General features: G+C 62.4%; 23 protein-coding genes. 8 read left to right on the top strand and 15 right to left on the bottom strand.

What is annotated here, in order from left to right; all coding sequences use genetic code 11:
- Positions 1-2 precede the first annotated feature (2 nt).
- From MUU54_RS12085 to MUU54_RS12105, 5 genes are all read right to left on the bottom strand, one after another.
- Positions 3-605, bottom strand: a complete 603-nt coding sequence (locus tag MUU54_RS12085) for a tetratricopeptide repeat protein (protein WP_376742090.1) — start codon at positions 603-605, stop codon at positions 3-5.
- A gap of 92 nt (positions 606-697) precedes the next feature.
- Positions 698-823: a type B 50S ribosomal protein L36 gene (gene ykgO, locus MUU54_RS12090; RefSeq protein ID WP_003497670.1), complete on the bottom strand. Its 126-nt coding sequence runs from the start codon at positions 821-823 to the stop codon at positions 698-700.
- A 136-nt stretch (positions 824-959) separates the two neighbouring features.
- Complete coding sequence (locus tag MUU54_RS12095) at positions 960-2,033, bottom strand: 5-(carboxyamino)imidazole ribonucleotide synthase (protein ID WP_247244278.1); 1,074 nt, start codon at positions 2,031-2,033, stop codon at positions 960-962.
- Complete coding sequence (gene purE, locus MUU54_RS12100; RefSeq protein ID WP_247244279.1) at positions 2,030-2,533, bottom strand: 5-(carboxyamino)imidazole ribonucleotide mutase; 504 nt, start codon at positions 2,531-2,533, stop codon at positions 2,030-2,032. Before purE ends, MUU54_RS12095 begins: the two co-directional genes overlap by 4 nt.
- 10 nt (positions 2,534-2,543) lie before the next feature.
- Positions 2,544-2,747: a YdcH family protein gene (locus MUU54_RS12105; RefSeq protein ID WP_247244280.1), complete on the bottom strand. Its 204-nt coding sequence runs from the start codon at positions 2,745-2,747 to the stop codon at positions 2,544-2,546.
- Between the two features lie 230 nt (positions 2,748-2,977).
- On the opposite strand from MUU54_RS12105, the gene MUU54_RS12110 reads away from it, so the two are divergent.
- Positions 2,978-3,154, top strand: a complete 177-nt coding sequence (locus tag MUU54_RS12110) for a YdcH family protein (protein WP_247244281.1) — start codon at positions 2,978-2,980, stop codon at positions 3,152-3,154.
- Positions 3,155-3,252: 98 nt separating this feature from the next.
- Here the strand turns inward: MUU54_RS12110 and MUU54_RS12115 are convergent, their stop codons facing one another.
- Positions 3,253-3,513 (bottom strand): ArsR/SmtB family transcription factor, encoded by a 261-nt coding sequence (locus tag MUU54_RS12115; protein WP_247244282.1) that lies wholly within the window; start codon positions 3,511-3,513, stop codon positions 3,253-3,255.
- Positions 3,514-3,590: 77 nt separating this feature from the next.
- Entirely contained in the window at positions 3,591-4,352 is a 762-nt protein-coding gene (locus MUU54_RS12120) for a sulfite exporter TauE/SafE family protein (RefSeq protein WP_247244481.1), read from the bottom strand.
- 93 nt (positions 4,353-4,445) lie between these two features.
- Here MUU54_RS12120 and MUU54_RS12125 point away from each other — a divergent pair, with 93 nt between their 5' ends.
- Both MUU54_RS12125 and MUU54_RS12130 read left to right on the top strand, forming a co-directional pair.
- Positions 4,446-5,099, top strand: a complete 654-nt coding sequence (locus MUU54_RS12125; protein ID WP_247244283.1) for a thiamine phosphate synthase — start codon at positions 4,446-4,448, stop codon at positions 5,097-5,099.
- Positions 5,099-6,220, top strand: coding sequence for a tetratricopeptide repeat protein (locus MUU54_RS12130; RefSeq protein WP_247244284.1), 1,122 nt, complete (start codon positions 5,099-5,101; stop codon positions 6,218-6,220). Before MUU54_RS12125 ends, MUU54_RS12130 begins: the two co-directional genes overlap by 1 nt.
- Here MUU54_RS12130 and MUU54_RS12135 read toward each other — a convergent pair whose 3' ends face one another.
- Positions 6,221-6,724 carry a DUF1648 domain-containing protein gene (locus MUU54_RS12135; RefSeq protein ID WP_247244285.1) on the bottom strand — a complete coding sequence of 168 codons (504 nt, stop codon included), beginning with the start codon at positions 6,722-6,724 and terminating at the stop codon, positions 6,221-6,223.
- Between the two features lie 26 nt (positions 6,725-6,750).
- Between MUU54_RS12135 and MUU54_RS12140 the strand changes: the two genes are divergently transcribed.
- From MUU54_RS12140 to MUU54_RS12150, 3 genes are all read left to right on the top strand, one after another.
- Complete coding sequence (locus tag MUU54_RS12140; RefSeq protein ID WP_247244286.1) at positions 6,751-7,551, top strand: inositol monophosphatase family protein; 801 nt, start codon at positions 6,751-6,753, stop codon at positions 7,549-7,551.
- Between the two features lie 108 nt (positions 7,552-7,659).
- Positions 7,660-8,709: a flagellar motor protein MotA gene (locus MUU54_RS12145; protein WP_247244287.1), complete on the top strand. Its 1,050-nt coding sequence runs from the start codon at positions 7,660-7,662 to the stop codon at positions 8,707-8,709.
- Positions 8,710-8,712: 3 nt separating this feature from the next.
- Positions 8,713-9,744 (top strand): peptidoglycan -binding protein, encoded by a 1,032-nt coding sequence (locus tag MUU54_RS12150; protein ID WP_247244288.1) that lies wholly within the window; start codon positions 8,713-8,715, stop codon positions 9,742-9,744.
- On the opposite strand, the gene MUU54_RS12155 is transcribed toward MUU54_RS12150, so the two are convergent.
- On the bottom strand, positions 9,731-11,527 hold the full coding sequence (locus MUU54_RS12155) for an ABC transporter transmembrane domain-containing protein (protein WP_247244289.1): 1,797 nt from the start codon (positions 11,525-11,527) through the stop codon (positions 9,731-9,733). The genes MUU54_RS12150 and MUU54_RS12155 overlap by 14 nt on opposite strands.
- A 182-nt stretch (positions 11,528-11,709) precedes the next feature.
- On the opposite strand from MUU54_RS12155, the gene rpmE reads away from it, so the two are divergent.
- Positions 11,710-11,931 (top strand): 50S ribosomal protein L31, encoded by a 222-nt coding sequence (gene rpmE, locus MUU54_RS12160; protein ID WP_247244290.1) that lies wholly within the window; start codon positions 11,710-11,712, stop codon positions 11,929-11,931.
- A 132-nt stretch (positions 11,932-12,063) separates the two neighbouring features.
- Here rpmE and rcdA read toward each other — a convergent pair whose 3' ends face one another.
- The 3 genes from rcdA to MUU54_RS12175 all read right to left on the bottom strand — a co-directional run bounded on the left by rcdA (position 12,064) and on the right by MUU54_RS12175 (position 14,375).
- A complete protein-coding gene (gene rcdA / locus MUU54_RS12165; RefSeq protein WP_247244291.1) occupies positions 12,064-12,576 on the bottom strand; it encodes a protease adaptor protein RcdA in 513 nt (170 codons plus the stop codon).
- 336 nt (positions 12,577-12,912) lie between these two features.
- The gene (locus MUU54_RS12170) at positions 12,913-13,104 is read right to left on the bottom strand and encodes a DUF1192 domain-containing protein (RefSeq protein WP_247244292.1); all 192 of its coding nucleotides are present in this window, start codon (positions 13,102-13,104) and stop codon (positions 12,913-12,915) included.
- Positions 13,101-14,375: an MFS transporter gene (locus MUU54_RS12175; protein WP_247244293.1), complete on the bottom strand. Its 1,275-nt coding sequence runs from the start codon at positions 14,373-14,375 to the stop codon at positions 13,101-13,103. The genes MUU54_RS12170 and MUU54_RS12175 overlap by 4 nt, the downstream gene beginning before the upstream one ends.
- Positions 14,376-14,566: 191 nt before the next feature.
- On the opposite strand from MUU54_RS12175, the gene MUU54_RS12180 reads away from it, so the two are divergent.
- Positions 14,567-14,728, top strand: a complete 162-nt coding sequence (locus MUU54_RS12180) for a hypothetical protein (RefSeq protein WP_247244294.1) — start codon at positions 14,567-14,569, stop codon at positions 14,726-14,728.
- Between the two features lie 80 nt (positions 14,729-14,808).
- On the opposite strand, the gene MUU54_RS12185 is transcribed toward MUU54_RS12180, so the two are convergent.
- The 3 genes from MUU54_RS12185 to MUU54_RS12195 form a co-directional block, all read right to left on the bottom strand.
- Entirely contained in the window at positions 14,809-15,705 is an 897-nt protein-coding gene (locus MUU54_RS12185) for a fructose bisphosphate aldolase (RefSeq protein WP_247244295.1), read from the bottom strand.
- A gap of 217 nt (positions 15,706-15,922) precedes the next feature.
- Positions 15,923-17,119, bottom strand: coding sequence for a phosphoglycerate kinase (locus MUU54_RS12190; RefSeq protein ID WP_247244296.1), 1,197 nt, complete (start codon positions 17,117-17,119; stop codon positions 15,923-15,925).
- Positions 17,120-17,212: 93 nt separating this feature from the next.
- The gene (locus MUU54_RS12195) at positions 17,213-19,054 is read right to left on the bottom strand and encodes a potassium/proton antiporter (RefSeq protein WP_247244482.1); all 1,842 of its coding nucleotides are present in this window, start codon (positions 19,052-19,054) and stop codon (positions 17,213-17,215) included.
- Between the last annotated feature and the right edge of the window lie 59 nt (positions 19,055-19,113).

Raw genomic sequence — 19,113 nt, forward strand, 5'->3', positions numbered from 1 at the left:
GATCAGGTGCGGCTGCCGGCAACTTTTTCGGAGAGCTTGATTGCGGCTTCCTGTGCATCGCGGTCGGCAGGATAGATCTCGAGGTACCGCTGCCAGGCTTTCAGCGCGAGCTCGTCCTGTCCGGCGTCGGCAAGAATGGCTGCCATGCCGGCGATGGCGCCGAAGTGGCGCGGCTCCCGCTGCAGGACCTGATTGATGTCCGCCATGGATTTGCGGGTATCGCCCATTGCGTAATGCAGGCCGGCGCGCCGGTTCCACGCTTCGGCGAAATCGGGCTGCAGCAGCGTGACTTGGTCAAGAAAATCAAGTGCCGCGGCGTTGCGCTTCTCGCCAATGGCGGTCGCCGCCCATTGCATCAGAAGATCCACGGTGGCGCTGCCCGACTCGTTCAAGTCCGCCATGATCTCCTGCGCGATGCCTCGCGCCTTGTCGGGGTTGCGCTCGCGCCTCAACGCCTCAAAGAGAGAGGCGAGCTTCTCATCCTCTGTGGTCGCCTTCGGTGCGGACGGGTTTTCTGGTGCCGCCGGAGAGGGTTGCGACAAGGCGGGCGTGGCAGCCATGAAAGCTGCTGAGAGAAGGGCAGGGATCAAACGAGTTCGGCGCATGCAGATATAGGTAATCTGCATGCGCCGAAGGTCAAACCGTAAATTCCGCGAGTTGCGACAAAGTGAACGGCAAGAATGCCGCTCGCCGCAGATCAGCCCTGGCGAGCCTTGAAGCGGGGGTTCTGCTTGTTGATGATGTAAACGCGACCCTTGCGGCGAACCAGGCGGTTGTCGCGGTGGCGGGCCTTCAGCGCTTTCAGCGAATTCTTGATCTTCATTGTTCTCGTCCGCAAAGTTTACGAGCGCCGTGGCCCGATTGTCTTTTACATTGAAAAGCGCGCCGCTTTTCAGAGGAAGAGGGGCGCGCTCTGAGGTTGGGCGTGCTGATAACCCACGCCATGGCGCATGTCAACCTTATGACGCGGCTTTCGGCCTCGTCAGCTCGGTGACATGGCCCATTTTTCGGCCGGGGCGGGCTTCGGTCTTGCCGTAGAGGTGAACGAGCACGTCCGGGCGCTTCAGCCAGTCCGAAAGCTCGTTGACTTCGTCGCCGATCAGATTGGTCATGCGGCAGTCGGAATGGCGGCGCGGATCCCCGAGCGGCAGGCCGGCAACCGCGCGGACATGCTGCTCGAACTGCGAGATGACGCAGGCGGCCTCGGTCCAGTGCCCCGTGTTGTGAACGCGCGGCGCGATCTCGTTGGCGATCAGAGCCCCGTCCGGCATGACGAAAAATTCGATGCCGATAACGCCGACATAGCCGAGCGCGTCGAGCAGCCGTCCTGCTGCATCCCGTGCCGTCGCCGCCGTCGATTCGCCGATGCTGGCCGGTACGACGGAGGTATGCAGAATGCCGTTGCGGTGGACGTTCTCTGCCGGATCGTAGGCCAGGACCGCACCATCCTGATTGCGCGCGGCAATGATGGAGATCTCCCGGTCGAACGATACCAAGCTTTCCAGAATCAGCGGCACGCCGCCCAGCGCATCGAAGGCGCCGGCAGGGTCGTCGGAGGCGGCACGGAAGACGCGTTGGCCCTTGCCGTCATAGCCGAGCCGACGCGTCTTCAGGACGCCTTGTCCGCCGAAGTCCTTCAGAGCGGCGACGAGATCCTGCTGGCGGTCGATGGCACGGAAATCGGCCGTCAGGATGCCGCAGCCGTTGAGGAAGCGTTTCTCTGTCAGCCGGTCCTGCGCCGCATCGAGCGCTTTCGGCGGCGGGTAGACGGCAACGGCATTCTGCAGGCGCTCCGCGGCGGAAACTGGCACGTTCTCGAATTCATAGGTAACGACGTCGCAGGCGCGCGCCAGCGCATCAAGCGCGTCAGGGTCGTCGTAAGCGGCAACGATCTGTTCACTCGCCACCTGCGCTGCTGGACAGTCGGACTGCGGCTCGAGAATGATCGTGCGCAGGCTGAGCCGTGCGGCCGCCATCGCCAGCATGCGCCCCAGCTGGCCGCCGCCGATGATTCCGATCGTGGTGACGCTCATGCTTCCTGGTCCATGGGATATTCCGCGACGGCAGCGCTCTGCGCCGCGCGCCATTCATCCAGGCGGTCGGCCAGATCTTCGTCGCTAAGGGCAAGAACGGCGGCTGCCAGAAGAGCTGCATTCACCGCGCCGGCCTTGCCGATCGCCAGCGTTCCGACGGGGATGCCGGCCGGCATCTGGACGATTGAGAGAAGGCTATCCTGGCCAGACAGCGCCTTTGACTGGACGGGCACGCCGAAGACCGGGAGAGGGGTCATGGAAGCTGCCATCCCGGGCAGATGGGCCGCGCCGCCTGCCCCGGCAATGATGACCTTGAAGCCCTCATCGCGGGCACCCTTGGCAAAGCTTACCAGCCGGTCCGGCGTGCGATGGGCCGAGATGATTCTCGCCTCGTAGTCGACGTCCAGCTGGTCGAGCGTATCGGCGGCGTTCTTCATGGTTTCCCAGTCGGACTGGCTCCCCATGATGATGGCGACTAAGGGGCGATCGGAGGTCGTCATCGGCTCGTCCTCACGCAATGATGTCGGGAAGGATCTGGTCTTCGAGCTGGGTGATCCTGTCCTTGATGACCAGCTTCTTTTTCTTCATCCGCTGGATCCGGAGGGCTTCGGATCCGACCTGGATCATGGCGTTTATCGCGGCGTCGTAATCCTCATGCTCCTGTCGGAGTCTTGCCAGCGCCAGCCGAATATCCGCCTGTTCCTGGTCCGCCATGATTGCTGTCCCCATTCCAATCAAACCTCTGCCCGATTGCCGGCAATGTGCGCAAGCTCCTAGCACCAATCACCCTTAACTGGAAGTTATGCAGGGTCATCAATTTGCCCCGGACAAACCACGATTTCACCTTCGACAAACGGTGAGGATCGTGTCACACTTCCTTCGCAAACCTGAAGCTTCGGCCACAGGGATGGCCGGGGTAGGTTACCTTAAGGAGGACATGCCGCATGACCATTCAGGCCCATATTGCATCGCTTGAAAAGAAGCACGGTGCTCTGGAGGACGAGCTGCAGAACATCCTGTCGTCTCCCTCTTCCGATGATCGCGAGATCGCCGATATCAAGCGTCGCAAACTCCGACTCAAGGACGAGTTGGAGCGTCTGAAGGCCTCCACGCGCCACTGAGCCCGTGGGAAACCTCCTGCCGCCAACCAGTCCATAAAGGAGACTGGAGAAATGGCGGCTGATAGATCCACCCAAGCATATTCTGGTCGTGGCTCCGGTCACGACCAGAACTGATCCAGCCAGAGGTTCAGCCTGTCGAATCCCTTGGAGTTGATAGAGTAGATCCTCCGCGTCCCGCTGCTGCTGACGGTCACGAGATTACAATCAAGAAGCGCCTTGAGGTGCTGAGAGACCGCGGGCCTGCTGATCGGAAGGCCGTGCGCCAGTTCGTTTACGGTCTTCGGCGCACGACGAAGCTCTTCCAGCAAATAACGCCGGTTCGGATCCGCGATCGCTGCAAATGGATCTGCCCCTGTCATGGGTTCAGGCTAATGGAAAGACTGCCTTCGGGCAAGCAATGGTCACAACTCTCGGCTGTCCATGCAGTAATGGCGCGCTAGAAGAATGAATCCCACAGAAGCTTTAGCCCGGCAACGAGGGCAAGGCCGTAAGTGAGCGGGTAGAAAACCTCGGTCTTGAGGTGGCGGACGACCGCCGCACCCAGCATTGTTGCGACCAGTGCCACTGGCAAGAGCGTCGCCGAAGCGGTTAGATTTTCCGCATCCAGTGCGCCAAGGGCAAAATAGGGAATGAGCTTGATGGCGTTGACGAGGGCGAAGAAGCGGACGCTGGCGCCGGTGTAGTCCTTGGGGTCAAGCTTCAGCGGCAGCGTGTAAATCTGAAACGGAGGTCCGCCGGCATGGGCGACGAAACTGGCATAGCCGGCGAGGGATCCCCAGAAGGTTGCCGCGATCGGGCGCTGGGGGAGCGGTGCTTGCGCGCCAAGGCCGTGGGGCCAGTATGTCTGGTAGAAATAGCGGCTGGCAAAGACGATGGTCGTCACGGCGATCAGAAACCGCAGCACGTCCGGCGGTACCATGGCCGATGTCGCCCAGCCGAGCGCGATGCCGAAGATCCCGCCCGGCAGGATCATCAGCAGGGTTTTCCGGTCGTTGTAGTTTCGCCAGGCCCAGAGCGCGACGATGTCCATGACGATCAGGATCGGGAGGAAGATCGCTGCCGCCTGCAGGGGATCGACCACCAGGGCGAGCAACGGCACGCCCATTAGCGCGAAAGCGCCGCCCAGCCCTCCCTTCGACAGACCGACGAGAAGGACCGCCGGGATGGCCGCGGCGAAGAACAGAAAATCCAGATGCATGACGGGCAGTTGATCCAAATATCGGTCCGGTCTATCGAATGGGAGGAGGGACGACCGGTACTCGTCTCATAAAAATGCCGAACAGGAAACACCATGAGCGATCCCGACAACCGCTGCCGCCTCGTTTTGATCCTGCCGCCCAATGATGACCTGGAGCAGCAGGCGAAGCAGCTGGAGGAGGCGCTGTCCGCCGGAGACGTGGCGACGGTGATCCTGCCGCAGTACGTGCGCAACGATCAGCAGTTCCAGTCGGTCGCCGAGCGCCTGGTGCCGATCACCCAGGCGTATGGTGCTGCGGCGCTGGTTGCCGGGGACAGCCGCGTTGCCGGCCGCGCCAAGGCGGACGGGCTTCATTTCGAAGGCAGCAACGAGGAACTGCACGACGCTCTGGCAAAATACACGCCAAAAATGATCGTCGGCGCGGGCGGCGCGTCGGAGCGCCACCGGGCGCTGGAAATCGGCGAGGCGCAGCCCGATTACATCTTCTTCGGCAAGCTCGACGGCGACATCAAGTCGGAGCCGCATCCGAAGAACCTCGGGCTTGGCGAGTGGTGGGCCTCGATGGTCGAAATCCCCTGCATCGTGATGGGCGGCAATGACGTCTCCTCAGTGGTCGCTGTATCGGAAACGGGTGCCGAGTTCGTGGCCCTCCGGACCGCCGTCTTTGACCATTCGGAAGGCCCGGCTGCGGCTGTTGCGATGGCGAACGCTCTCTTGGACGAAAAAGCGCCACGGTTTGAGGCTTGATGGCCCACATGTGGTCTATCTCTTCTACCCGCACTCTTGGCACGATGCTTCTTGCGACTGCGGTTGCCAGCGCCGTCTCGCCTTTGCCGGTCCTTGCGCAACAGTCTCAACGTGCCGTGACGCGGCCCGTCGAACGGGATGCGCAGCCGATAAAGAAGGGCCGGGTCGAGGGCGGTGAGGCGGGGCAGGCCCAGCCCAATGCCATCGTTCCCTCAGGCGGTGTCCAGCTCTACCAGCGCATGGGAGCCACCCTCCCGCCGGTGCCGCCGGAAAAGCCCTATGAGGGGCCGGTGGACGAGGCTTATGGCGCCTATCAGCGGGGGCTCTACGTCACGGCGCTCGCCAAGGCGCTGCCGCGAGCCGAACAAGGCGATTCGGCCGCACAGACGCTGGTCGCCGAGATGATGACCAAGGGGCTCGGCATCAAGCGCGACCCAAAGGCTGCCGCCTTCTGGTATGGGCAAGCGGCGGAGCGGGGCGATCCGGCCGCCATGTTCCAGTATGCGCTGCTGCTCATGTCCGGGCGCAACGTCGCGCGGGACAAGGCGAAAGCTGACGAATACATGCGCAAGGCCGCAGAGGCTGGCAATGCGTCGGCTCAGTTCAATTGGGCCCAGATCCTTGTGTCCGACAACCCTGGCGAGAAAGGCCTGAAGCTTGCGCTTCCATTCTACGAGAAGGCGGCGGCACAGGGGCTTGCGGATGCACAATATGCCGTTGCCCAGCTCTACCTCGCCGTGGACAACCTGCCGAAGGAAAAGAAGGAGAAGGCGCGCCTCTGGCTTGAGAGAGCCGCGCGGGCCGGCTTCGACACCGCGCAGCTCGACATGGGACTGTGGTTGGTGAACGGTGTCGGTGGCGAACGCAATTACGAGGACGGTTTCCAATGGATGCGGGTTGCTGCTCTGCGCGGCAACGTGGTGGCGCAGAACAAGCTTTCGCATCTTTACATCAATGCGCTTGGTACCCGACCTGATCCGGTCGAGGCTGCCAAGTGGTACGTGCTTTCGCGGCGGGCCGGCCTTAGCGACTACGAGCTCGAAGACTTCTACCTCGGCATCGACGAGGAGCAGCAGAAGAAGGCAATCGAGGCGGCAAACCGCTTTCAGCGCAGCAGGTGATCAACCTGCATGTGCCATCGCATGGAGCACAATCACCCCATGCCCTGTGGCCAGCACAGTGGAGATAAGCAGCCACAGCGAAATGAAGCTTCGCGACGCAGCGGCCTTAGGGTCGCGCTTTGCGCTCAAGACAAACAGCGAGGCGGAAAGAAGAGCTGCTACAGGCATCGTCCATAGCGCAATTGGTTTTGAGGCGTAGCCGTTCGGCGTGCCGTCGATGCCGAAATGGATGGCAATAGGGAGATCGGAAGGGATGGCCTCCCATGCCGCCAGGGTAGCGGCAACCATCGCCGCGATTAGAGCGGAACTGAAGGTTATGGGCAGCGCGAGCTTCAAGACGGGCGTCCCTAAGTTGCCATGGATGGCGAGATTGCCGACGCGCCAGGCGGCTGACAAGAGGCGGCGGCAGCGGGACACTTGAACTTGCCGGCTTTTTGTGGTCTTGAAGCCGCCCATCACTACATTGGCAATGATATCCGTCCCGCCGAAGACGATGCGGGGCAAGCTTCCGCACTTAAGGATCTCCCTGCATGGCTCGTTCCGCCCTTCTCAACGTCATGGTCCAGGCTGCCCTCAAGGCCGGCAAGTCGCTTTCGCGCGATTTCGGCGAGGTGCAGAACCTGCAGGTCTCGGTCAAGGGACCGAGCGATTTCGTCTCGCAGGCGGATCTCAAGGCGGAGAAGATCGTACGCGAGGAGCTTCTGAAGGCGCGGCCGACCTATGGCTTCCTCGGCGAGGAAAGCGAAGAGATTCAGGGTACGGATGGCGCGCACCGCTGGATCGTGGATCCGCTGGACGGCACGACAAACTTCCTGCACGGCATCCCTCAGTTTGCGGTGTCAATCGCGCTCGAGCGCAATGGGGAAGTGGTTGCGGGCGTGGTCTTCAATCCGGCGACCGACGAACTCTTCACGGCGGAGCGTGGCGGCGGCGCCTTCCTCAACGATCGCCGCCTGCGGGTTGCAGTGCGTCGCGTGCTTTCCGATTGCGTGGTCGGATCCGGCGTACCGCATCTCGGGCGCGGCAACCACGGCAAGTTCCTTGTCGAACTCCGCCACGTGATGGGCGAAGTCGCCGGCGTTCGCCGCCTCGGTGCGGCGGCACTCGATCTGGCCTATGTGGCGGCCGGCCGCTTCGACGGTTTCTGGGAGACGGATCTGTCGCCTTGGGACATGGCTGCGGGCATGGTGCTGATCCGCGAGGCGGGCGGCTTCGTCAGCGACATGAAGGGCTCCAGCGACATTTTCGACAGCGGCAGCATCGTTGCCGGTAACGAGTATGTCCAGAAGGCTCTGCTGGAAGTGACCAACCGGCCGGTGCCGACCCGCTGAGGCCAAGGCGGCCTGCAACCTGCAAGTGCCGCTGACGCTTCGGCACTTCAATTCGTCGCATTTTTCCACTAGCCTCCGGCCAAACAGTACCGGAGGCCGAGTCACAATATGGTGGATGCGAGAGTGGACGATCTGGACGAGTCGGAAACGGGCCGCGGCGGCTACAGCCACAAACTCTCCAACCCCGTCCCCTTTCTGTGGACGATGCTGATCTTCCTGATCCTTGTCGGGTTCATCGTAGCCATCCTGTATCGTCAGGCGCACAACGCATTCATGACCAACCCGGGGCTGAATGGCTTCATCCTCGGCGTCCTGATCATTGGCATCGTGCTGGTGTTCAATCAGGTGATCAGCCTCATTCCCGAGGTGCGCTGGTTCAACTCCTACCGGGCGGCCGGAAGCGCCGACAAGGTCGGGCGCGAGCCGCGGCTCCTGGCGCCGATGCGGGCGCTCATCGGGCGGCGGCAGACCATGTCGCTCTCTCCGTCGTCTCAGCGCTCGATTCTCGATTCGATTGGCACCCGGCTTGACGAGTCGCGCGAGATCTCGCGCTACCTGATCGGCCTGCTTGTGTTCCTCGGGCTGCTCGGCACCTTCTGGGGGCTGATCGGCACGATCGGCTCGATCAGCACCGTCATCCAGACGCTAGACCCGAGCGGTGGCGATACCAATGATGTGCTGGCAGCCTTGAAGAGCGGCTTGACCGCGCCGCTTGCCGGCATGGGGACGGCTTTTTCCTCCTCGCTCCTCGGCCTTTCCGGCTCGCTCATCCTGGGCTTCCTCGACATCCAGGCGGGACGTGCACAGAACCGCTTCTACACCGAGCTTGAAAACTGGCTGTCTTCCGTCACCGATGTCGGTTTCGACCTTGCCCCCGCCGGCGGTGCTGCAACGGCTGCCGGGTCTTCGGAAGACCTGAAGGCGCTGACCGACCAACTGCGCAAGCTGACGGCAGCACAGGCGAGGGGTGAAGGCGGCGGTCAGAGCGAGAAATCGCTCTCAGCCATGGCCAATCTTGCCGAAGGCATTCAGGGGCTTGTCAAGAACATGCGCAACGAGCAGCAGATGCTGCGCGACTGGATCGAGGCGCAGCAGGAAGAATCAAAGGCGATGCGGCGCACGCTCGACCGGCTTTCCGAGAAGATCGGGAGCAAATAGCGAATGGCGCTCGTCAAGAACCGCCGCAGGGAGCGCGGCGTCGACTATTGGCCGGGCTTCGTGGATGCGCTCTCCACGCTGCTTCTGGCCATCATGTTCCTGCTCACGGTCTTCGTGCTGGCGCAGTTCATCCTGAGCCGCGAGATCACCGGTCGTGACGAGGTGCTGAACCGGCTGAACAGCCAGATTGCGGAACTCACCGAACTGCTGGCGCTCGAGAAGGGGAATTCCCAGGATCTCGAGGACACGCTCGCCAACCTGCGCTCTTCTCTCGCATCCTCGGAAACGGAACGTTCGCGCCTGCAGGCCCTGCTCGACCAGGGTGCGGGCAGAAGCGACGCCGCCAACAGCCGGATTGGGCAACTGACGGACCAGCTTAACGAAGAGCAGCAGGTCAGTGCGCGGGCGATGAACCAGATTGAGCTGCTCAACCAGCAGATCGCCGCCCTTCGGGCGCAGATCGCAGCCGTTGAGGAAGCGCTGCAGGCGTCGGAGGCGAAGGACCAGTCAGCGCAGGCGCAGATCGCCGATCTCGGCCGTCGGTTGAACGTGGCACTGGCGCAGCGGGTCCAGGAACTAAACCGCTACCGGTCCGACTTCTTCGGCCGCTTGCGAGAGATCCTCTCCGACCGCGAGAACATCCGCATCGTGGGCGACCGTTTCGTCTTCCAGTCGGAGGTGCTCTTCCCCGTCGGCGGTGCGGAGCTCGATCAGGCCGGACGTGCGGAAATGGACAAGCTTGCGAACGCGCTTCTGGAACTTGCGGAGGAGATCCCGCAGGAGATCAACTGGGTGCTGCGCGTGGACGGTCATACGGACAATTCGCCGCTCACGGGGACGGGGCGCTACCAGGACAACTGGGAGCTTTCCACAGCGCGCGCGACCTCCGTCGTCAAATACCTGATCTCGCAGGGCGTTCCTGCCAATCGCCTGGTCGCCGCCGGATTTGGCGAATATCAGCCAATCGCCGAGGGCAATACGCCGGAAGTGCGCTCGCAGAACCGGCGCATCGAGCTGAAGCTCACGGAGCGCTGATCTTTTCGCGGATGCCGTCGTTGAACTGCAGGCGGGCGAGGCGGGCATAGAGGCCGCCCTTGGCGATGAGGCTCTGGTGGGTGCCTCCCTCGACGATACGGCCATTGTCCATCACGAGGATGCGGTCCGCTTTCAGGACCGTTGCCAGCCGGTGCGCGATGACGAGGGTTGTGCGGTCCTTCATCAGCCCGTCGAGCGCCTTCTGGACCAGCGTCTCGCTCTCGGCGTCCAGTGCTGATGTCGCTTCATCCAGCAGCAGAACCGGCGCATTTCGGAGAATAGCGCGAGCGATCGCGATGCGCTGCCGCTGGCCGCCGGAGAGCGTGATGCCGCGTTCGCCGACGAGCGTGTCGTAGCCTTCGTCGAGCCTGGAGATGAATTCGTCGGCCTGGGCGGCGACCGCCGCCGCTTGAACGGCTTCGCGGCTTGCCTCAGGTGCGCAGAAGGCGATGTTGTCGTGGATGGAGGCGGCGAAAATGGTAACATCCTGCGGCACGATGGCGAGGCGGTCGCGCAACTGCTCGAGCGTGGTTGCCCGCAGGTCGACCCCATCGAGGCGGATTGCCCCGGACTTCGGATCGTAGAAGCGCAGGAGCAGCGAGAAGATCGTGCTCTTGCCGGCACCCGACGGGCCGACGAACGCCACCGTTTCTCCCGGGCGGACTTGGAAGGAGAGGCCGTTGAGGGTGATGCTGTTTTCGCGCCTGGGGTAGGCGAAGGACACCGACTCGAAGGCGACGTCGCCGCGGGGCGGGGAGGGGAGTGCAGCCGGGTCCGCGGGATCCTGGACCGACGGCTGCTCGTGCAGGAGTTCGGTCAGTCGCTCGGCGGCACCGCCTGCTTGGGAAAGCTCGCCCCAGACTTCCGAAAGCTGTCCAAGGGCGCTGGCACCGATGACAGAGTAGAGAACGAACTGTCCCAGCGTGCCCGCCGTCATGGCGCCGGAAAGCACGTTCTGGGCGCCGTACCAGAGCACACCGACGATGCTGCCGAAGACCATCAGGATGGCGAACCCCGTGAGGAGCGCCCGTGAGCGGATTGCCGCGCGTGCGGCCTCGAAGGCATCCTCCACCGTGCGGCCATAGCGCTGGGTGGCGGCGGCCTCGCCGTTGAAGGCCTGCACGGTGCGGGCCGCACCGATGGTTTCGGCGGCGAAGGCGGAGGTGCGCGCTAGCGTATCCTGTGCCGCACGCGAACGGCGACGCACGGACCGGCCGAAGGCGACGAGCGGGAAGACGATGATCGGGATTGCCCCCAGCGCAAGCCCGGACAATTTCGGGCTGGTGTAGATCATCATGCCCATGGCACCAAGACAGAGGATGGTGTTGCGCAGCGCCTGTGACGCTGCCGACCCGAAGGCGGACTTGATCTGCGTCGTGTCGGCGGTAAGGCGGGACACAATCTCGCCCGACTGGTTGACGTCGAAGAAGGCGGGCGAGAGCGTCGTGATCCGCGCGAAGACGTCACGCCGAAGGTCGGCTACGACGCGTTCTCCGACGGTAATGACGAAGTAGTAGCGCAAGGCGCTTGCCACAGCGAGCAGGATGGCGAGCGCAAACAGCATGCCGAAGTAGTTGTTGATGAAGGTGCCGTCTGCGGCGGCAAAGCCGTGGTCGATCATGCGGCGAACGGCGAGCGGAAGCGCCAGTGTCGTCGCCGCCGAAAGGATCAGTGCGAAGAGGGCTCCGACGACAAGTCCACGATAACGCGAAAGGTAGGGAAGAAGCCGCGCCAGCGGCCCGATTGCTTTGCCTCTCGGCTTTTTGTCTTCGTCGTATGCCACTTTACCCTCATACTCGACGGCATCTTTCTGAGGCCGACGGGCCTTGTGCTTCCGGCGCCCTTCCTGTATAGGCTCCGCATCGAATTGGGAAGCCGTGGCCGTCCGGTCTGCGGCTTCATTTATTGAAGAGGGTCTGCGATCGCAAATGCGACATATGGACCCCGGACAGCAGGAATAGGGCCATGAAGACTGACATTCATCCGGAATACCACACGATCAAGGTCGTCATGACCGACGGCACCGAGTACGAAACCCGCTCGACCTGGGGTTCGGAAGGCGCGACCATGAACCTTGAAATCGACCCGAAGTCGCATCCGGCATGGACCGGCGGCAACCAGCAGCTGATGGACCGCGGCGGCCGCGTTTCGAAGTTCAACAAGCGCTTCGGTGGTCTCGGCCTCTAATCGCCGATCGACATAGCGAGTTGAGAAAACCCGGTCATTGGCCGGGTTTTTTGTTGTCTCTAATCAAGAGTGGCACCGAAAAAAAAGCAGGCCGAAGCCTGCTCTTTTCGGTGGATCGTCATTGATCGTGATCTAGGCGCTGAAGGCGGTCTGCAGGAGATTGAGCTGGGCGCGCACGCCGTTCTCGTTGTCCGGCGTTACCACCGGATCGCTCGGGCGATAGATTTCGCGGTCGAGGATGGCGACGCGGTTCTGCAGGCGCAGCGAGCGCTCCACGAGGTCGCGGAAGCCTTCCGGCAGATCCAGCCAGCCAGGCGCGTTCTTGTCGACGTTGAAACCGTCGAGGCGCACCTTGTTCTTCTCGACCAGGACCTGATCGCGGCTCATCTCGCCGTTGTTGACGGCGCGCTGCAGGAGAAGCCAGGAGGCCATCTGCATGAGGCGGGTCGTCAGGCGCATGGATTCCGCAGCATAAAGCACCGACGCCACGCGCGGCAGCACCTTGGAAGCGGCCCGGCCGGGGCCATCAAGATAGGCTGCGGTTTCCTCGACCAAGCTCATGCCCTCGGCATAGAGTGCTTTGAAGTGCGATGAGGCGGCAGCGCGACCCGCGAAGTTGACCGTGTTCAGTCCCTGTTCCGACATGAATTCACCTTGCTAACGCATCACTCTCAGGCAATGACGAGCAGAGAATAAAGTTCCGCTCTCGCCTCTTGTCGAAGTTAAGATGATGTTTATAGCGGCAATCGGCAAGCCGTTTCTTAAGGAAGGGTTAATACCCACACTTTTGAAGAGGCGAACAAAAAAGAAGAGCCGCAAAAGCGGCTCTCAAGGTAAAACAGGGAGAAAGTCAGACCTCTTCGCCACTTGGTGAAACCGTCTGAGTCCGGGAAGCCCGGATGTCTGGGATCATGCTCCCTTTTGCTTAACATACTATTAAAATTAGAATTGGTTTACCTCGAATCTCGGATCTAAGGCGCGTCAGCGGAAAAAACTGTCCGCTGCACGTCGCCCCGCCGCCTTTCTTTTCTTATCCGCCTGAAGGCGCGCAACTTCGCTCTGCAGCAAGGCGATCCGGTGCTCCAGATCTTCAACCGAAAGTGAACTGAGATCACTGCCGATCTCATGGGAGACTGGCCGCTTGATGGGTCTGTCGTCGTCGGCAAAGCTCATGCGGACTGCCTTTCCTGTAGCTCATCGGTGCCCTCGGCGGCTCTCGGATTAAGCAGCAGGCTTTCCGGTGTCGTCAAGGAGGGGGCGAGAGCCGGCGAGCCAGCATAGCTGTCGCGTTCCTCGATCGGAACCGGTGCGCGCCTGCGGCTGCGGAAGATCGCATAGGCTGTGACCAGGATGTGGCTGATGGCCGTCACGGCGAAGAGAGCATAGGGCCCGAGCCAGGTCATGACCGGGCCGCCCAGCGTCGGGCCGATGATCGTCCCGATACCGTAGAGGAGAAGCAGGCCGCCGGAGACCTTGACGAAATCCTCCGGCGCCGCGTGGTCGTTCGCATGTGCCACGGCAATCGGGTAAAGCGCGTTAGAGGCGGCGCCGTAGAGCGCCACGAGCACCAGGATGATGTAGACGCTGCCCGGCTGAAACAGGCTCAGTCCAAGCCCTGCGACGGCGCCGGCGCCCGCGAGCGCTGCCAGCACGAAGCGGCGGTCCATACGGTCGGAGAGGCGGCCGGCCGGGAACTGCGCTATCGCACCGGCGAGGATGGTGACGCTGACCATGATGGCAATCGTGTCCTGCGGCAGCCCTGCGCGAGCGCCGAAGACCGCAACCAGCGTCCCGTAGGCGCCGTTTGCCGTCCCCACCAGAAGGATGGCGATGAAGGAGACGGGAGAGTTCTGGTAGAGGCCCTTGAGGTCGAGGCGGACCCGCTTCAGCGGCTGGGGCGAGGCGGCTCTGGAGACGGCGGTCGGAATGATTGCAAGGCAATAGAGGATGCCGCAGATCATGAACAGGATGGGCGTCGAGATGTCCGCGAACGGAACCATCATCTGGCCGCCGACCACGCCGAACAGGCTGATCGAAATATAGAAGGAGAAGATCGCGCCGCGGCTTTCATTGGTAGCCCGCTCGTTCAGCCAACTTTCGATGATCATCGACGTCCCTGCCGTGCAGAGGCCGGTCACGGCACGCAGGATCAGCCAAGCGGTCTGGTCAACGAGGATGCCGGTCAAAAGCACGTTGAGGCAGATGAGGGCGCCGAAGCCGGCGAACGCCCTGACATGGCCTATGCGACGCACGAGATTGGGAGCGACGAAGCAGCCGACGACGAAGCCCGTCGCCCAGGTCGTACCGATCAGACCGAGGATCTCGTTCGAGTAGCCTTCCATTGAGCCGCGCACTGGCAGGAGGAGGCCCTGCAGGCCGTTTCCAAGAAACAGGAAGAGCGTGCTCGTCAGGAGTGCCAGAACCGGCAGCAGGTTACGTCGCATTATCTATGACCAGTCTTCAATCACTCGAAGGAGGTGCCCGCAGCGGGGACCTTACGCGGAATATGTTGCCACTACCGTCAATTGCGGATTAACGACCGGTGGCGAGAACGTTCCAGCCCGATTCGCTGCGCCGGCATTGGTGGCCAGCAAAGATGTCCAGCCTGTGACAGGGCGGGCTCAAGGAGAATATCATGTCGAAGGTGATCGGCATTCTGCTGCTCCTTGCCATGCTGGTGCATATCATCCGTCCTCTCGGTCTCCCGGGCCTGAAACGGCGGGCCGACTTCTGGAAAGTCGCCGTCGCCGCGTTTGCCATCTGGGCGCTCGTTCTCTTGGCGCGGGACTTCACCTAGAGCGTCTATCGCGTTCGGCAAAGAAAAAGGCTGCCCCGTTTCCGGCGCAGCCTTTGTTAAGAACGGCCTGAAGGGCCGCATCAGACCTTGTTGACGCTGGCGTCGCAAATCTGATCGATCGTTTCGGCGAGGCTCGCGTTGAACTCTTCGTCGCTCATCGAAACCCGCAGCTTTTCCGTCAGCGCACGCGAGAAGCTTGCGATCATACCGGGGTTGCGGCTGAGCTTCTCGCAGGCCTCGACGGTGCTGTAGCCGCCGGAAAGGGCGACCACCCGGATTACCGAATTGTGGGCCATCAACGGGGAGTAGAAGCCGGCGACCGTCGGGATTGTCAGCTTCAGCATCACGTCCTCGCCGGCCGGCAGCTTGTCGAGCTGCTGGGCGATCTCGTCCTGGAGAATGTTTTCGGCCTCTTCCTTCGTCGGGCTCTTGATGGAGACCTCCGGCTCGATGATCGGCACCAGACCGTGGCCGATGATCTGGCGGGCAACCTCGAACTGCTGCTTTACGACCGCGGCAATGCCGGCCTTGTCGGCCTGCGCGATGACCGAACGCATCTTGGTGCCGAAGATGCCCTTCTTGACGCCGCGCGACAGGAGCGCGTCGAGGTCCGGCATGGGCTTCATCATCTGGACGCCATTCTCCTCGTCGAGGAGACCCTTGTCGACCTTCAGGAAGGGGACGACGCCGCGCTTTTCCCAAAGATAGGAGGGGACTTCCTGGCCCTCGACATCGCCGTCCATGGTTCGCTCGAACAGGATTGCACCGATGACCTTGTCACCGGTGAAGGCGGGCGCGCTCATGATGCGGACGCGCATTGCGTGCATCAGGCGGAACATTTCCTCATCGCCCTGATAGTCGGACTCGGAAACGCCGTAGAGGCGCAACGCTTTGGGTGTCGAACCGCCGCTCTGGTCCAGCGCGGCAATGAAGCCCGGCGCAGAGCTCATCTTGTTCAACATCTTCGCGTCCACCATTTCCCACTCCCTATTCCTAACCGGCGCGAACCGCGCTCACGACATTGTATTCCGAGGCTATAACTGGCCGATAACAGATGTAGGGCGGAAGTAAATCCTGGAGTAAGTCGTTGAAACGATTGAATTCAATTCAATCGTTTCAAACGGCTAAATATTTTAGACGTTGTTGACGATGGTGTGGACCAGCCTATCTTCCGCGCCTTCGTCAGGCGCATCGTCATTTGCTCAGGACTGCAACGCCCGGCAGTTCTTTGCCTTCCATCCATTCCAGGAATGCGCCACCGGCGGTGGAAATGTAAGTGAAGTCTTCTGCGACACCGGCATGGTGCAGTGCAGAGACCGTGTCACCGCCACCGGCCACCGAGACCAGCTGGCCTGAACGGGTCCGTTCGGCAGCATGGCGCGCGGCAGAGACGGTCGCGGCATCGAAGGGCTCGATCTCGAAGGCGCCAAGCGGACCGTTCCACACAAGCGTCTGGGCCTTGGTGATCCAGTCGTTGACCTTTTCCACCGACCTTGGCCCGACATCCAGCACCATGGCATCGGACGGGATGACGTCGATGGCGACCGTCTCGTTGGCCGCGCCGGCCTTGAACTCGCGTGCCACGACCCCGTCCACCGGCAGTATGATCGAGCACCCGGCGCCTTCGGCCTCGGCCATGATCTTGCGGGCGGTGTCCGCAAGGTCGTGCTCGCAGAGCGATTTGCCGACATCGATCCCCTGTGCCGCAAGGAAAGTGTTGGCCATGCCGCCACCGATCACCAGGGCGTCCACCTTCTTCACGAGGTTCATCAGGAGGTCGATCTTGGTGGACACCTTTGCGCCGCCGACGATCGCGACGACCGGGCGGGAAGGATTGCCGAGGCCTTTTTCCAGCGCTTCCAGTTCCGCCTGCATGGTGCGGCCCGCATAGGCGGGCAGGTGGTGAGCAAGGCCTTCCGTCGACGCATGGGCCCGGTGGGCGGCGGAGAAGGCATCGTTGACGTAGATGTCGCCATTCCTGGCCAAGGCGGCGGTGAAATCCGCCTCGTTCTTTTCCTCTCCCTTGTGGAAGCGGGTGTTCTCCAGGAGCAGGATATCGCCGTTGTTCATCCTGGCGATGGCGTCCTCGGCGGGGGCACCGATGCAGTCGGTGGCGAAGAAGACCGCGCGGTCCAGCACGTCCTCCACCGCAGACGCAATCAGCGACAGGGACATGTCACCGACCGGCTGGCCCTTCGGACGGCCGAAATGGGCCAGCAGGATCACCTTGGCGCCCTTGTCGGAGAGTTCGCGGATCGTCGAAGCAACGCGCTCGATGCGGGTCGCGTCCGTCACGCGGCCTTCGGAGACGGGAACGTTGAGATCGACGCGCACCAGAACGCGCTTTCCGGCGATGTGGTTGAGGTCGTCGAGTGTCTTGAACGCAGGCATGAGATGGATCCTCGTCGGCTTTGAAATGCGAAGCGGACCATACTATTCCTGATGTGCGGCGCAAGGCGGAGCGGCGATTTGCTCCTGCCCGACCTATTCCTGCGGCGGGTGGTCCGGCGTCTTCTTCTTGACGGCCTTGCCCCGGTAGCGGCGCAGCTGATCGCGTACCCGGTGGGCAATCTCGCGCATGTTGATGAAGACCGGCAGGGTCGTTGCCGGCTCCACCGGTTCAAGCGAAACGCCGACGGCTGCGATCGCATCGTGTTCGTCGAGATCACGGACGATGAGGACGACAGAGCCGAAGCGCACGCGGTCGGCATATTCGGCGCGGCCCCCCAAACGGTGGGTCATCAGGTCGGCAATGGTCATGTTCTGCTCGGTCGGCGAGAGCAGGCCGGGGCCATAGGCGGCGTCAAGTTCCCGGGCCGGACGCGAGGGCGAGACGGAGAAGGCGCCAAAGAAATCCTCGTCATCGTCTTCAACTGGAACGCGGCTGGCGAACAGCCGGTCGAGCAGCCGGATATAGGTCGGCGTGACGAAGAGATAGACCTGATCGTTTTCCTGCAACCGGCCGGCGTATTGGTAGCGCATGCTGCGGCCGTCGCGGATGACGAGGGAGGGCATTGCCCAGCGCGGCACGCGTTCCCCGCGAAGGACCGGGCTGTCCTTCATGACGCGGTAGGACAGGAGCTCGTGCGTCGACTTGCCGGGCAGATCGAGCTCGATCTTGTCGATTTCTCCCAGCCTTGGCGGGATGATGAGGCCCAGCTTCTGCGCCATCGGCTTGATCGTCCAGCCCTGCAGCAACAGCGAGACGAGCACCACGATGAAGGCAGTGTTAAAGTAGAGGAGGCCGTTCTCCAGGCCGCCGATCATCGGCATGATCGCAAGCAGGATGGAGACTGCGCCGCGCAGGCCGACCCAGGCGACGAAGCCGGTTTCCTGCTGCGTCATCTGGAACGGCAGAAGACTGAGCCAGACGGCAAGCGGGCGGGCGACGAAGACGAGAAAGAGCGCCAGGCCGATCGCCGGCAGGATGATTGACGGAAACTGCGAGGGGGTAGCAAGCAGGCCGAGGACGATGAACATGATGATCTGCGCGAGCCATGTCATCCCGGCTTGGAAGCGGGCGATGGATTCGCGGGCGAACATCTTGCGGTTGCCGGAATAGATGCCGGCCACGTAGACGGCGAGGAAGCCGCTGCCGCCGATGGCGCCGGTGAAGGCGAAGACCAGCAAAGCAAGCGCCAGGACGAAGATTGGGGCAAGGCTCCGGTCCCTGGTGAAGCGGTTCAGCACCCAGACGATCATCATCCCGCCGAGCAGGCCGAAGACGACGCCGAGCGCCATCTGCTCGACGAAGAGCATGAGGAACTGGGCGTCCAATCCCTGAAAGCCTTCGCCGCTGGCGATCACCTCGACGAGCGCAATCGTCAGGAAGATCGCCATCGGATCGTTGGTCCCCGATTCCACCTCGAGCGTCGAACGGACCTGATCGCGGATGTTGATGCCGCCGATGCGCAACAGGAAGAACACGGCCGCGGCATCGGTCGAGCCAACGATGGAACCGAGCAGCAGTCCTTCGAGCCACGAGAAGTCAAGGAGCAGCATGGCCGCGAAGGCGAAGATGGACGCTGTTACCAGCACACCGATCGAGGCGAGGGTGAGGGCAGGCCAGGCAGCCACCCGGAAGGAGTGGGTCGAGGTGCCGAAGCCCGAATCGAACAGGATGATCGCCAGCGCCAGCGAACCGACCATGTAGGCCAGCGGGAAATTCTCGAACGAGATGCCCAACCCGTCGACGCCAGCGATGAGGCCGATCGAAAGGAAAACGAGAAGCAAGGGCGCGCCGAAGCGGAAAGCGATGAGGCTGGAGAAGGCGGCTGCCAGCACGAGCACCGTGCCGACCAGCAAGAATATGTAAAACGCCTCCACCATTGCGGTCTTACCCTACCTTTCCCCAGGGGACTGATCACATCATCCCCTTGCCAACG

The sequence above is a fragment of the Pseudorhizobium tarimense genome, from assembly GCF_022968135.1.
GTDB classification, from domain to species: Bacteria; Pseudomonadota; Alphaproteobacteria; order Rhizobiales; family Rhizobiaceae; genus Neorhizobium; species Neorhizobium tarimense.

Bases quoted from the DNA above. Each gene is read 5' to 3' on its own strand.
- MUU54_RS12085 (WP_376742090.1), bottom strand. From the start codon at position 605: ATGCGCCGAACTCGTTTGATCCCTGCCCTTCTCTCAGCAGCTTTCATG.
- MUU54_RS12180 (WP_247244294.1), top strand. From the start codon at position 14,567: ATGTCGAAGGTGATCGGCATTCTGCTGCTCCTTGCCATGCTGGTGCAT.
- MUU54_RS12170 (WP_247244292.1), bottom strand. From the start codon at position 13,104: ATGAGCTTTGCCGACGACGACAGACCCATCAAGCGGCCAGTCTCCCAT.
- purE (WP_247244279.1), bottom strand. From the start codon at position 2,533: ATGACGACCTCCGATCGCCCCTTAGTCGCCATCATCATGGGGAGCCAG.
- MUU54_RS12150 (WP_247244288.1), top strand. From the start codon at position 8,713: ATGGCGCTCGTCAAGAACCGCCGCAGGGAGCGCGGCGTCGACTATTGG.
- MUU54_RS12110 (WP_247244281.1), top strand. From the start codon at position 2,978: ATGACCATTCAGGCCCATATTGCATCGCTTGAAAAGAAGCACGGTGCT.
- MUU54_RS12175 (WP_247244293.1), bottom strand. From the start codon at position 14,375: ATGCGACGTAACCTGCTGCCGGTTCTGGCACTCCTGACGAGCACGCTC.
- rcdA (WP_247244291.1), bottom strand. From the start codon at position 12,576: ATGTCGGAACAGGGACTGAACACGGTCAACTTCGCGGGTCGCGCTGCC.
- MUU54_RS12190 (WP_247244296.1), bottom strand. From the start codon at position 17,119: ATGCCTGCGTTCAAGACACTCGACGACCTCAACCACATCGCCGGAAAG.
- rpmE (WP_247244290.1), top strand. From the start codon at position 11,710: ATGAAGACTGACATTCATCCGGAATACCACACGATCAAGGTCGTCATG.
- ykgO (WP_003497670.1), bottom strand. From the start codon at position 823: ATGAAGATCAAGAATTCGCTGAAAGCGCTGAAGGCCCGCCACCGCGAC.
- MUU54_RS12140 (WP_247244286.1), top strand. From the start codon at position 6,751: ATGGCTCGTTCCGCCCTTCTCAACGTCATGGTCCAGGCTGCCCTCAAG.
- MUU54_RS12145 (WP_247244287.1), top strand. From the start codon at position 7,660: ATGGTGGATGCGAGAGTGGACGATCTGGACGAGTCGGAAACGGGCCGC.
- MUU54_RS12185 (WP_247244295.1), bottom strand. From the start codon at position 15,705: ATGGTGGACGCGAAGATGTTGAACAAGATGAGCTCTGCGCCGGGCTTC.
- MUU54_RS12130 (WP_247244284.1), top strand. From the start codon at position 5,099: ATGGCCCACATGTGGTCTATCTCTTCTACCCGCACTCTTGGCACGATG.
- MUU54_RS12105 (WP_247244280.1), bottom strand. From the start codon at position 2,747: ATGGCGGACCAGGAACAGGCGGATATTCGGCTGGCGCTGGCAAGACTC.
- MUU54_RS12125 (WP_247244283.1), top strand. From the start codon at position 4,446: ATGAGCGATCCCGACAACCGCTGCCGCCTCGTTTTGATCCTGCCGCCC.
- MUU54_RS12115 (WP_247244282.1), bottom strand. From the start codon at position 3,513: ATGACAGGGGCAGATCCATTTGCAGCGATCGCGGATCCGAACCGGCGT.
- MUU54_RS12095 (WP_247244278.1), bottom strand. From the start codon at position 2,033: ATGAGCGTCACCACGATCGGAATCATCGGCGGCGGCCAGCTGGGGCGC.
- MUU54_RS12120 (WP_247244481.1), bottom strand. From the start codon at position 4,352: ATGCATCTGGATTTTCTGTTCTTCGCCGCGGCCATCCCGGCGGTCCTT.